The sequence below is a fragment of the Vibrio sp. S9_S30 genome, assembly GCF_014694455.1.
Classification (GTDB): domain Bacteria; phylum Pseudomonadota; class Gammaproteobacteria; order Enterobacterales; family Vibrionaceae; genus Vibrio.
Window position 1 is genome coordinate 35,735 of the sequence record NZ_JAAUWT010000015.1, and the last position, 12,800, is coordinate 48,534.

13 protein-coding genes are annotated in these 12,800 nt (G+C 43.0%); 7 read left to right on the forward strand and 6 right to left on the reverse strand.

Translation table 11 applies throughout. From position 1 onward, the window contains the following. Positions 1–71: 71 nt before the first annotated feature. Entirely contained in the window at positions 72–323 is a 252-nt protein-coding gene (locus HC752_RS17290; RefSeq protein WP_190336420.1) for a GNAT family N-acetyltransferase, read from the reverse strand. A 281-nt stretch (positions 324–604) separates the two neighbouring features. Here HC752_RS17290 and HC752_RS17295 point away from each other — a divergent pair, with 281 nt between their 5' ends. After that, positions 605–1,060: a hypothetical protein gene (locus HC752_RS17295; RefSeq protein WP_190336421.1), complete on the forward strand. Its 456-nt coding sequence runs from the start codon at positions 605–607 to the stop codon at positions 1,058–1,060. Positions 1,061–1,248: 188 nt separating this feature from the next. Here the strand turns inward: HC752_RS17295 and HC752_RS17300 are convergent, their stop codons facing one another. Further along, positions 1,249–2,292, reverse strand: coding sequence for a GMP reductase (locus HC752_RS17300; protein ID WP_190336422.1), 1,044 nt, complete (start codon positions 2,290–2,292; stop codon positions 1,249–1,251). A gap of 412 nt (positions 2,293–2,704) precedes the next feature. On the opposite strand from HC752_RS17300, the gene HC752_RS17305 reads away from it, so the two are divergent. Further along, on the forward strand, positions 2,705–3,700 hold the full coding sequence (locus HC752_RS17305) for a 2-hydroxyacid dehydrogenase (RefSeq protein ID WP_190336423.1): 996 nt from the start codon (positions 2,705–2,707) through the stop codon (positions 3,698–3,700). Between the two features lie 121 nt (positions 3,701–3,821). Here HC752_RS17305 and HC752_RS17310 read toward each other — a convergent pair whose 3' ends face one another. The 3 genes from HC752_RS17310 to HC752_RS17320 all read right to left on the reverse strand — a co-directional run bounded on the left by HC752_RS17310 (position 3,822) and on the right by HC752_RS17320 (position 6,031). Then, positions 3,822–4,271 carry a PAS domain-containing protein gene (locus tag HC752_RS17310; RefSeq protein WP_190336424.1) on the reverse strand — a complete coding sequence of 150 codons (450 nt, stop codon included), beginning with the start codon at positions 4,269–4,271 and terminating at the stop codon, positions 3,822–3,824. Beyond that, entirely contained in the window at positions 4,271–5,275 is a 1,005-nt protein-coding gene (locus HC752_RS17315) for a response regulator (protein WP_190336425.1), read from the reverse strand. Before HC752_RS17315 ends, HC752_RS17310 begins: the two co-directional genes overlap by 1 nt. A gap of 399 nt (positions 5,276–5,674) precedes the next feature. Further along, a complete protein-coding gene (locus tag HC752_RS17320; RefSeq protein ID WP_190336426.1) occupies positions 5,675–6,031 on the reverse strand; it encodes an NADH:ubiquinone oxidoreductase in 357 nt (118 codons plus the stop codon). Between the two features lie 361 nt (positions 6,032–6,392). On the opposite strand from HC752_RS17320, the gene HC752_RS17325 reads away from it, so the two are divergent. From HC752_RS17325 to HC752_RS17345, 5 genes are all read left to right on the forward strand, one after another. Further along, complete coding sequence (locus tag HC752_RS17325; protein ID WP_190336427.1) at positions 6,393–7,607, forward strand: sensor domain-containing diguanylate cyclase; 1,215 nt, start codon at positions 6,393–6,395, stop codon at positions 7,605–7,607. 215 nt (positions 7,608–7,822) lie between these two features. After that, positions 7,823–9,058 (forward strand): L-lactate MFS transporter, encoded by a 1,236-nt coding sequence (locus HC752_RS17330; protein WP_190336428.1) that lies wholly within the window; start codon positions 7,823–7,825, stop codon positions 9,056–9,058. Between the two features lie 71 nt (positions 9,059–9,129). Continuing rightward, positions 9,130–10,770, forward strand: a complete 1,641-nt coding sequence (locus HC752_RS17335) for a VRR-NUC domain-containing protein (protein ID WP_190336429.1) — start codon at positions 9,130–9,132, stop codon at positions 10,768–10,770. A gap of 194 nt (positions 10,771–10,964) precedes the next feature. After that, positions 10,965–11,144: a hypothetical protein gene (locus tag HC752_RS17340; RefSeq protein WP_190336430.1), complete on the forward strand. Its 180-nt coding sequence runs from the start codon at positions 10,965–10,967 to the stop codon at positions 11,142–11,144. A 427-nt stretch (positions 11,145–11,571) separates the two neighbouring features. Next, entirely contained in the window at positions 11,572–12,027 is a 456-nt protein-coding gene (locus HC752_RS17345) for a methylglyoxal synthase (RefSeq protein WP_190336431.1), read from the forward strand. A gap of 108 nt (positions 12,028–12,135) precedes the next feature. Here the strand turns inward: HC752_RS17345 and HC752_RS17350 are convergent, their stop codons facing one another. Beyond that, complete coding sequence (locus HC752_RS17350) at positions 12,136–12,738, reverse strand: YceI family protein (protein WP_190336432.1); 603 nt, start codon at positions 12,736–12,738, stop codon at positions 12,136–12,138. Positions 12,739–12,800 lie beyond the last annotated feature (62 nt).

Here is a 12,800-nt window from a genome sequence, read left to right on the forward strand (position 1 = left end):
ACAGCAACCACTGACGCCATTAACCTTACATCGCTCGATAAAGATTGTGTAAGAGGTGCTGGTATCGCATTTTAGCCCTCCACGTCACTTTGGTGCTCTGTAGCGACAAATAAATGCGTAATGTAAGAGCCCTCTCGCAACGCACCTAAGCCAATTACCCTATCATTGTCAGCAGCTTTAACACGGTGAAAGGCATCGGTGTCGAACGCTGTTTTTACGTCCAGAAGCACTTTTGATATAAAGGTCATCCTTCTCTCTTCACTGAAATGAGGTAAAATATCGGAATTGGATACTTTCTCCGCAAGCTCCATCAGTGCGACCATATCAATTTCTTTTGCTATTTTTATATCCAGAGCTTCCTCTCAATACTGAGAGCTCAAGTTAACATCTTGTTATAAAACACTAAACTTGTTTTTTGTTAGAACATTAACATTAGTATATTTATTTTGGTGTACAATTAACTGAATGACGTGCTGCTTGTACAATCAAATGAATTGCTAGTACACGCAGTCCAAACAAATGCGCAATAAAGCGCTTATACTTATTGCCACCAACTTAATCTGGCAGCTCAAAATAAGATAGCGTGAATAGAGAGACTCAAGTAATGACAGTAATGCTTTACCCTACCAAAACATCGCCAAAAGGCTACCGTGTACAAGATAAAGTACTCAACGTTCAGAAATACTTCCCTTTCTCTAAGTTTGGAACCCCTCAAAAAGCGGAAAAGTCGGCTCGTGAATTCCAAAATCACCTCTCTGAAAAACGAAAAGTAAGAGAGATACGGCTCACACTCGATGTCAATCAAATATTCCACCCCGATGGCTCAGTTAAAGGGTTAAGCAAGCGCCTTAGACGAACCAGCAACGGGAGTGTCGTCGAAGTCCTTAGAGCGCAAGTTTCTGTCAATGGTAAGCAAGTATCGACCGATTGGCAGCTAAAGAATCGCACCTTCAGGGAAGCTTATAAAGGGGTTCAGGACTGGATCTTGGAAAAGCGCGGTATTACAAGAACACGTGAAATCACCACCCTTTTTAAGGAAGTGGAAGGTTTATACAAATAACCTCTGAAGCTGGCGAGCATTATTATTCAAAACGCAGCAAACGATTCGGCGCTGCGTTTTTCGTAGAGCACTCTTAGTCTATTCTTTTCATACCATATCGATACGCATGACAGCCATCAGAATCAGCTTTCTCACGTCATCATTTTCGAGAGCGACTAGGCTATTTTGCATTATGTAGTAACGTATCGTTACTCTTTCCCATACACATTATTTTCTTGCTCTTGAACACGAATGAAAGTGGTACGCTTGGTCAGTTCTTTCAGCTTAGCCGCACCAACATAGGTGCAAGTGGAGCGTACACCTCCAAGAATATCTTGAATGGTGTTTTCTACAGGTCCACGGAACGGTAGCAGTACCGTTTTTCCTTCCGCCGCACGGTATTTGGCCACACCACCAGAGTGTTTATCCATCGCCGATTGTGAAGACATGCCGTAGAACTTCATGTAGGTTTTGCCATCTTTCTCAAGCCGTTCCCCACCAGACTCTTCATGACCAGCTAGCATGCCACCAAGCATGACGAAGTCGGCACCACCACCAAACGCTTTAGAAACGTCTCCAGCGCAAGAACAACCACCGTCACCAATGATCGTACCGCCTAATCCATGTGCCGCATCACCACATTCAATAATCGCAGAAAGTTGCGGATAACCGACCCCAGTTTTTACACGCGTGGTGCATACTGAGCCCGGACCAATACCCACTTTTACGATGTCCGCGCCCGCTAGAATCAGTTCTTCCGTCATATCGCCTGTTACTACGTTACCCGCTGAAATCACTTTATCAGGAAACGCCGCGCGTACTTTAGATACGTATTCACATAAGTGTTCAGAGTAGCCGTTGGCTATATCGATACAAATGAAAATTAACTCGTCGCTTAGGGCGAGGATGTCTTGGGTTTTCTGGAAGTCAGCCTCGGAAGTACCAGTACTCACCATGACATTGCCGAGCACGCTTTTATTCGATGTCTTAACGAATTCTGCCCAATCTTCTACAGTGTAATGCTTATGTATGGCCGTCATAACGCCGTTTTTCGCAAGGGCTATCGCCATTTCAAAGCTTCCAACAGAATCCATGTTTGCTGCAATGACAGGCACCCCAGACCATTGACGACCACTATGCTTGAATGTAAACTCGCGGGTTAAATTTACTTGGGATCGGCTTTTTAAGGTAGAACGTTTCGGGCGAAACAGGACATCTTTAAATCCTAACTTGAGTTCTTGTTCGATACGCATGGTATGTAATTTCCTTTAACTGTGTATTGCATGCCCGTAGAAAGTTGGCTGGCAGGTCCTCTTTCAAGCAAGCGCGAATCTCTTTAGCAAAAGAGTGTCACGTTTTTCGGACACAAAAAAACCGGAGCGTTGGCAGACACTCCGGTTTTCAACATTATAGGCACTTAAAGGCTCCTGACAAGACTGATAATCGTCGTTTTATTGTGCTACCTTTAAGGAGATACCATACCAAATACTTTTCGATGTTACTTTTGTCCTTTTTATTTTCCTCATAACCCACCCCGTTACAGCCCGTCAATCCCCTTAATAACAATCAGTTAACGCTTAATAAATTTGGGGTTTATTTTTCTTTCAATCACGCGTATCAATACCACTTATATTAATAACTAACTCTATATTGAGGGATATAGTCATGCTTAAGATCGCATTTTTTAGCTCTAAATCTTATGACGAACGAAGTTTTCATCACGAAAACCGGCATTATTCTTATGCTTTTGAGTTTCATGATTTCCGATTAACCGAGCAAACGGCTCGACTAGCTTCGGGCTGCGAAGTGGTATGCGCATTCGTAAATGACGACTTATCGGCCTCCGTTTTGCAACAGCTTGCCAATATTGGCGTAAAAGTGGTTGCGATGCGCTGTGCGGGATTCGATCGCGTTGACCTCCATGCGGCTCAGAAATTGAATATAAAAGTTGTACGTGTGCCCGCGTATTCACCGGAATCCATTGCCGAACACGCTGTAGGTTTAATGCTCTGCCTTAACCGTAAATATCACAAAGCGTATCAGCGCACACGCGATGCCAACTTTAACCTTGGAGGTTTAGTCGGCTTTAACTTTCATGGTAAAACCGCCGGTATTGTAGGCTCGGGGAAAATTGGGCTAGCAACCATGCGTATTTTAAAAGGGTTAGGGATGGAAATTTTGTGTTTCGATCCTTACCAGAATCCGCTAGCGATCGATTTAGGCGTAAAATACTGCTCACTTGAAGACGTCTATAAATATGCGGATGTCATTAGCCTGCACTGTCCTTCCACTCCGGAAAACAAAAATATGTTGAACGCCGATGCATTTGCTCAGATGAAAGACGGTGTCATGATTGTGAACACCAGCCGTGGAGACTTGCTGGATTCCGCAGATGCTATTGAGGCGCTTAAATCTGGTAAAATTGGTTCACTTGGGCTAGACGTTTACGACAATGAAAAAGAACTGTTCTTCCAAGATAAATCGAGTGATGTCATCGTCGATGATGTGTTTCGACGCTTGTCTGCGTGCCACAACGTCATTTTCACGGGTCATCAAGCGTTCTTAACGAACGATGCTCTAAGCAGTATTGCATCGGTAACGCTACAGAACATTGCGGATGTATTCCAAACTGGTGGCAGTGTAAACGAAGTAAAAGCATAAGTTTTGATCAACTCACCAACCACTTATGATGCCAAAACCCGATAGAGCCATTCTATCGGGTCTTTTTTTTGATAGGACTCTTTATTTTGCCTGCTTGTTTAAGCCAAACTGCAAAACCTCGCTATCGAGTGTTTTCTGCTACACCAGCAATAACAGCCTCTGCCGTCGCATCTTGAATCGATAAAAACATCGATTTAACCTGCCCAGTTGGTGTTCGCATCGGGTTAAGTGTGATGTTTTGGTACATAAAGTCTGCCTGCTGCGTGATGGGGCGAACGTTTCTGCAACGGAATAAGTACGGTCTTTGTCGCCATGTAATAAAACTGCGGCACCCCATGTTGAATACAGGTTTGGCTTTCAGGATAAACCATTCTCTGGGGATTTCAGGAAACACCTCAAACAAAGATTTACCAATGGCCTCGTGCGCTTGTTTTCCGCTGTGATGGGTCATAAATCCATTCCAAACCTGAATAGTGTATTCACTATCCAGCACCACTAGCCCCATTTCGGCATTTTGCACTATGTCCACCATCCAGTGGAACTGTTCGAATTCTGCGGGTAGATTCAGCATTACAGCTCATCCTCCATCAAGTAGGCTAATTTGTTATCCAATAAAGGAAGAGATTCATCTACAAACATAAACAACAAGTCACATTTAATGTTTGTGCCATCGATGTGGTAACTTACTTCGAAGGTCATGGTTTTGGTGAAAGAACCAGAAGTAGACTGAATAACGGAATCGATAGGAATATGCTGTCCTAGCAAAACAGGAGAACTTTGGAAGAAGCGTACTTCTGATTGTTCACCAAGTCCATTTAAGAACGAACCCACCAGAATATTGGATACATCCATAAGCAGCTCAAGTTCTTCATGCTCGTTGTCAGCTGGTACTTTCATCAGTTTATTGATGTCGCTTACCGAAGAATCACTCAGTAATACAAGGGCTTCTCCCGCAATCCCTTCACCACTAAAACCTTGGCAAACACCCGATACTTGGTCGTTGTCGGCCAAATCTCGCAACGCCATGTGCAGTTCACTGACTTCAAAAATATTCACGTTAGGCAGTGGTAGGTGTACAAACACGTCGAAATGGCGAGCAAGTGCGTCAGCGGCACGACCAATCGAGACGTTCGCCACTTCCATGTATATGTCGCGCCTTTTCAGCACAGGCAGTTCGACTGACGTTGGCATGTAAATTTGTGGCTGTGTAGGTGGCTCAATCAGTGATTTAAGCACCTCTTTTAGAAGATCTTTATCAATAGGCTTTTGCAAGAAAGCCTTTGCACCCAATGACAACACCTTCTCTTTCGCTTTAGGTTGAATATCCCCCGACACCACCACTACTTTAATGTCTATGCCACGCTTCCCGATCTGTTCAAGCGTACCGTACCCATCCAGCTCTGGCATGGTCAAATCGAGAAACATCAGTTTAAAGTCACGCGTTTGAAGTTGTTCTAATGCGTCGAGCCCATGAACAGCAAAAGTGATATCTACCCCTAATGAAGCGGGAAGTGAACGCGCCATCTGTTTACGGGCCAGTGCAGAGTCGTCACAGATAAGAATAGGAAATGACATTGATTCACCATAGGTCGCGTATGAAATGCATACATAAAATAAATGCTTATACCCAAACCATAGTACTTTTTTCACTAAAATTTAACTTGGGCACCTTTAAAAAGAAGGGTGGATTGGAAAGCATCTAAAGATAAAATCAGCGCAAGATTCCCACCACTTCTATATACAATATAGGATATAAATAGGCTAAGAAACGGGCTATTGTATAAGTGGTTAATTACTAAGCGAATTTTACTGAAATCTCTATTTTATCCCTAAAAATCTTACGCTTGTGACTCTGGTACATTTTATTGCAAAAAAAAGCCCTCCGTTTAGGAAGGCCATTCATTCCGTCTTTGCTGTGGCAACGACTTTGTACGTTATCAGATTGCTATTTGCATTTTTGCCGTCGCGATCTTCTTAGGAAGTTCTGTAACGCTTAGGAAACTCAGTAATGCTTTGACGATAACTGAACCACAAATACGTAATAACAATAGAGAAATAAAGATAGGTCAATGAAAAGACTAACGGAGAAGTCATCAAGCCTTCGTTTACCCCAATCATTACGCCAGACACGGTAATAGCAAGCTTAGAGAGCATACCGCAAAGCAGGAGTACAACGGCCAATGCAGGGAAGCGAGTGCTGCGGAAGCAGAACCAGTAGCAGCTACCAACAGCCAATGCTGAAACAGCAAGGCCTAACATGAAAGAATGAAAGTGATCCGCAGAAGCCACACCCGCAGAGACAGAAGCCAGTAATATTAATATCAGTTTCATATGTTCACCATTGCCTAAATTAGGAAATGAGTCCTTTCATTATCGGAATCTTAGTTTTCAGCGCCATTTTGCTCATTTACCGATCAATTTCAAGTAAATAAATGTTACATAACGTACATTTTTTCCTCGCATAAGTGATTATTTACAAATGGTTAACACAAAAAATCTTTACTTACTCGATAAACGCTCGATTTTTCTATCGAAATGCAACTTAATTAAAGTGTTTTCACATAAAATTAACATTGAAAAATCTCATCACTAAAGCAATAGAAATGTCGTTTTCGAGAGGTCGATCATCACCTTCCCTACGGGGTTGTGAGTTACCATTTCATTATCACTACCATTAGATAGAGTCTTCACTTTGTTCGATAGTACTTATGGCGTTGTTATTCAGCGCGACTTCAAGGCACTCTACGTTGATATCGCTTTTGCCAACATCTATGGATTTGGCTCCGTAGACGAGATCTATCAGTTGGACAGTTTGCTCGACCTCATCGCACCAAGTGATCATAAAGAGGCCATTAAGACTTATCGGAAGATTTTGTCCCAACAGCAGCGACCAAGAATGCATTCGTCTATTAATGTCGATAGAAATGGCAGAGAATTTTCAGTGCTGGCTATTGATCATGTTATTGAATGGGAAGGAAAGCCCGCTTTACAAGTCACCATTATTGATATGTCAGCACAAGAAGCAGCCATGATTCAGCTGCGTGAAAATGAAAGGCGCTATCGAGAGTTGGTCGAGGGATCGCTTCAAGGTCTTCTTGTTCACCGAGATTTCAAACCGCTTTTGGCGAATCAGATGTATGCGAAAATGCTCGGGTACAAAAATGTCGACTCTTTTATGCTGGCGGGATCAGTGTTTAATCATATTCCTAAAAACTATCAGGAAGTTGCTCTCTCTCGGTATCAGATGTTACTGGATGGCAAGAGTACCAGCCAAAACGTAACCGTTAGAAGCACGCGGGTTGACGGTTCCACCGCCTATTTTAAGCTTTCTGAACGTTTAATCGACTGGGATGGGCAACCCGCAGTACAGGTTTCAGTATTAGATGTTACCGAACAGCTCTTTTTAGAAGAGAAACTCACCTATCAAGCCAATCACGATTCACTCACCGGTCTTCATAACCGCCGGTTCATGACCTCAACGTTAGAAAATCGTTATGCCCTCAATCAATCGATAAGCTGCATTTTGATTGATTTGGACGATTTTAAAGCGATCAATGATAAATACGGTCATGCCGGCGGCGACAAAACACTCAAAGCGTTCGCAAGAGTTTTAAACGACATATTGGGCGACCAAGCATTTAGTGCACGATGGGGAGGTGAAGAGTTTATCGTTTGCATGAGCGATCATAAATACGAGCAAGCACTTTGCTACGCTCAAGCAATAAAATCTAAGATAAACAAATGGGGCTTTAAAGAGGCGACAACCGCGTCTTTTGGTGTTGCGAGTTCTTGTCAAGAAGACCCAAATTACAACGCCATGATTCAACGTGCGGATCGCGCATTGTATGAAGCAAAAAGATTAGGAAAAAACTGCATCGTCACTACCGACAAAGATTTCTACAGCTAATTCAACTTTAAGTTAACAACTTTTCAACAGTGTCAATACCTATCCCTAACTTATAAAACGCCGATCTCTAAATTTATGCGAATTTATCTTGATAAGGGGATTCCAATCACATCGGGATTGTTTATAATCCGCGCGCACCTCTTGTGTCTTTTTTTGATAAAGACAAAAAATATTTTAGAACCTAACAAACCCTCGCGGGTGATTTGAGATAAAAAATGAAAAAAATCGATAGAGCGATGCGAATTCTACTCGCCGGATTCTGTATCAACCTTTGCTTGGGTATTCTGTACGCTTGGAGTGTTTTTAACAAAGCATTAGTCAGTGATTTCGGTTGGAGCGCTTCCGATGCATCACAGCCTTATGCAATCGCCACGATTACCTTTTCTATCTGTCTTCTTGTCGCTGGCGTACTTCAGGATCGTATGGGTCCACGAAACATTCTTATTTTAGGCACAACCCTAACAGGTCTTGGCATGATAGGTTCAAGCTATGCCGATTCCGTTCTTATGCTGAATATCACTTTTGGCGTAATCACTGGTGCTGGCATTGGTTTTGGCTACGCTTGCCTCTCTCCTTCCGCAATGAAGTGGTTTCATTCTTCTAAGAAAGGGTTAGTGAATGGCTTAATTGCCGCCGGTTTTGGTTTGGCAGCCGTTTATCTAGCCCCTGTGACGTCTGCGCTGATTTCTTCTTACGGAATTAACTCAAGCTTCATGATCTTGGGTGTTGGCGTACTGATCATCGCTGTTCCGCTGGCTTGTACCATCAATAATCCACCAGCAGGTTACACACCGGAAGCGCCAAAAGTGAAAGCCGGCAAAGCGCCTATCGTAACCAAAACACCGACCGACATCACTTGGCGTAACATGCTAAAAACGCCTCAGTTCTATTCTTTGTGGATCATGTACGCATTCGCGGCATCAGCGGGCTTGATGATCATTGGTAACATCACCAACATTGCGAGTGTTCAAGCTAACTTGCCGAATGCGGTTTACCTAGCGTCTATCCTTGCGATATTTAACTCAGGCGGTCGTGTGGCAGCAGGCATACTTTCCGACAAAATTGGTGGCGTACGCACGCTTCTTTTAGCGTTTGTTCTTCAAGGTGTGAATATGATTCTGTTTGCAACCTTCACTTCTGAATTCACATTGATCATCGGAACGGCTATCGCAGCGGTCGGCTACGGCACTCTGCTTGCTGTATTCCCATCCATCACGGCTGAATACTATGGTCTTAAAAACTATGGTACGAACTACGGTGTACTGTATACCTCTTGGGGTATCGGCGGTGCCATTGGTGCTGCGGTTGTTGGTTATTCAATGGCAAATGGCACTGGATTTGGCTTAGCGTATACTATTTCAGCGGTCATGATGGGCGTTTGTGTTGCGCTCGCATTGGTAACCAAACCAATCACCGAGGAGAAAGCAGAGTTACTTAAAGCTTCTGCCTAATTCCGATTGAACATCCTCTCTAAAAGAGCTTACCCTTAGGGGTAGGCTCTTTTTGTTTTATACGTATTTAAATGCACCCAACTCCTGAACTCGCGCCCGACTACTACCGCAAAAACTTTCACATTCTTCTCGATCACGCGGTTTCTCTCTACGGTGACCTTTTATCCGAAGACGAATTACTCTGGATTGGTCGCTTTCAATCAATGAGCATTCCGTCGCAATGTTTGCTGATAAGAATGCTATCGCGTAAAGGGGAATGGTTTCGAAGCGACAAGCTTGTTTACAACGAAATACACAATATACCGGCTTGCCTTATCGAGCTCGAACAACAAAGCTTAATTCAGCTGCCTTCAGCCCTAAGTGCAAGAACGCTTGCGCAGGAATTACTCACAAAGCCAGAAATAACAACTCTATTTCCTGCTATTCAAAAATCGTTCCCTAAAGCCGCGATTATCGAGGCTTTACCAGACGAAGACATAGAGACTCAACAGTTTGAGTTTTCCTGCATTCGGTTGCTTCACGCAAATTTGATGTCGATCTTTACCGCGTTATTTTTCACCAATACCCAACAAGATTTCACGCAATTTGTGCTCTCCGATCTCGGTTTAAATCAATTTGAACATTACAAACTTAACCACGAACTTCGTTATTTTAAGCACCGCGATGAACTGGATTTGTTGCTCCAAATTCACGAGTTCAACAATCAATACTATGACCAACGTAAACCCACATTAGATCAAGTGAATCATTGGTTGCGCGTTCTCCCACCAGCTTGCGTCCACAACGACATCAATAAAAAACGCGCCCACTTTATCAATAAGCTCGCACGCGAATTAGAACGCTACGAGCAATACGATAAAGCTCTTGAATGGTTTGACGAACATGCCCTCCCCCCTAGCCGAGAACGACGTGCTCGAATATGGGAGAAGCAAAATAAAGATGAACACGCTTTGCAGCTTGTAAGAGAGATGATTCAATCTCCATATGATGTCGATGAAAAAGAAGTGGCACAGCGAATTGAACGCAAGTTACTAAGAAAACTTGGGCACAATGCCAAAGCACAAAAAAAGCCAACATTTGAGGAAGTATTCATCGAGTTGGATCTGTCTCAAGACAGGGTCGAGATCGCCTCTCAACAGTATTTTAGCCGTGAAGGTTGGGATGTATTTTATCTTGAAAACAGCTTTTTAAACGGGTTATTTGGTTTGACGTTTTGGGATTGCATTTTTGCGCCCGTGCAAGGTGCGTTCAACCACGCGTACCAATATCGACCACTGGATCTTTATCGCCCCGAATTTTCACAAAAGAGAGCGATTGAATTAGATAAAGCGTTCCATGAATTTTTAGACGATGGATACGAAAGCCTAGAGAAACGCTACATTTCAAAACAAGGTATTGCCAACCCTTATGTCATTTGGGAGGTATTGACACGGGAACATATCCAACTTGCGAAACGTGCATTGCCGAAAGAAAAGTTGGTCGAATTGTTCAAAGTGATGCTGTCTGATATGCGGAATTTCCGCGCTGGTCAACCTGATTTGGTGGCGTTTAAAGGCAATCAATTTAGGTTCATCGAAGTAAAGGGACCTGGCGATAAGCTACAGCAAAACCAAGTACGGTGGTTGCATGCATGCCAACAGATTGGAATAAATGCCCAAGTTTGTTACGTAAATTTCCCAAAAAAAATACAAAATAATTGGCGTTTTTTTTAAGTTTATAAGTCGCTGGTTATTAATTAAATTTTATAAGCAGTCACCTATAAGTTATTGGTTTGTACCTTCCTCTATTTTTGCCTAAACCGAGTTCTTATGATCCAACTGAAATCGTTGGCTATAATTCGTGTAAGAGTCACCCTTTTGTTTGGGTCAATCGCTCTGAAAATCATTCCATAGTGGGGGGGTTTAACATGGGTATTCAAGACAAAATTGAAGACTTGGAACAACAGATTTTCATCGCATGTTCTGAAGGCAACTTCGACCAAATGTACTTGCTAGAAAATGAATTGGAACAACTAAGAAGACGAATCGCTTATGGAATGGAAGAAGATCCCTATGCTTTAAGCGGCTCGTTTTTAACCGACGATTAACATCTGTTAGCCCGATCGCGATGACTTTCATCGCGACACAAGGAATACAGGAAAACCCCGGTTCTCAACCCCCGGGGTTTTTAATCCCAGTCATTTATCCGATTAAAGATCGAACGTTTTCAAAGCAGCCTTGGATTCGAAAAGCCTAGATTCCGGTTCGATTCGTTTGGCTTTAATTAGCCCATGTACTCAACTTAGCTCATGTACTCAACTTAGCTAATGTACTCAACTTAGCTAATGCTCTCGACTTACTAATGCACTCAGCGTAATCCTTGTAGAATCCCAAGTATCACCCATTTTATGTGTGCTCACTATCCCCAAATACATAATAAAGTAGCCTGTCAGTTTGCAGATTCACCCACCGTTTGTTGTGTTTTGTCTTAAAACGTTGGCACAATAGTCAGGCGAATCGTTCAAGGAGTTAAGAATGAAGAAAACAATAAGAAAAATGCCTGCACACAAAAATATTGCTCTGGTCGCGCATGATAATCACAAGCCAGAATTGCTGCGCTGGGTAACAGAGAACAAAGAAACGCTTAAAGGGCACTTTCTTTATGCCACTGGGACAACCGGCCATATGCTCAGTAAAAACACGGGCTTGGCGATAAAAAATTTAATCAGTGGTCCAATGGGCGGTGATCAACAGCTTGGGGCTTTAATCTCGGAAGGGAAAATTGACCTAATGGTGTTCTTTTGGGATCCACTCAATGCCGTTCCACATGATCCAGACGTGAAAGCATTACTTCGTATTGCGAGTGTATGGAATATTCCAGTCGCCACAAACCGCGCTACCGCTAACTTTTTGTTTGCATCCACGTTACTCAATGAAGAAGTGGACATAGAAATACCCGACTACGATGCGTATCTTGCGGAGCGAACGTAACAGAATAAAGTTAGGCGCTTATCACCTCTCGGTAGGTATCACAACATTAAGAAGATACAACGAAATGAAAACGCCGAGTGACCGTCATTCGGCGTTTTTTTGTTTATGCTATTTTCTTTTAAAAACAAGCGAAGCATTGACGGACACCGTTGGTGAAATGGCGATCGCCCCGACGGTTTCCGACAGTGCTGTTAAGTTCGCGTCTGGCAGTCCAAAGCTTGCTGCACTTACAATGACGGGCTTAACCGAACTGACGACAATATATTGTGGGGTGTTGACAATCAAAAGAGACAACGTCACTTCTTTGTCAATACCATAGAAATTTAATGTCGCTTCAATGTTTTTGATCGTAGGTTGGGTGAGGCTCGATATTTCAGTGAGATCAACTCTCCCACTCAAGGTAGCTTTAGGGTATTTGCCTGTATTGAAGAAAAGCTCACTCAACCTCTGATTACGGATTGGCACAAGAGTATCAACAGACGCCAATTCGATGTCGAGAGTGAATGCCCCATTCGCATCGATTCTTCCATCAATGCCAGTAAAACTGGCGGGTTCGACGACATATTGTTTCTTTATGGACGCAAAGTTTACGGAAGAGACATCAGAGTCTAACAAATATTGGTCGCGCGCTGAAAGCGCAGGGAATGCAGATAAAACAGATAACGAGAACAACGCTGAAGCCATTAATAGTCGTCTTGCGGACTTTTTCATACTCAATTCCTTTCGAGATTCTTTACGCTCTTTTTAACGAGCTCTTTTCGCTCAAGTGCCTT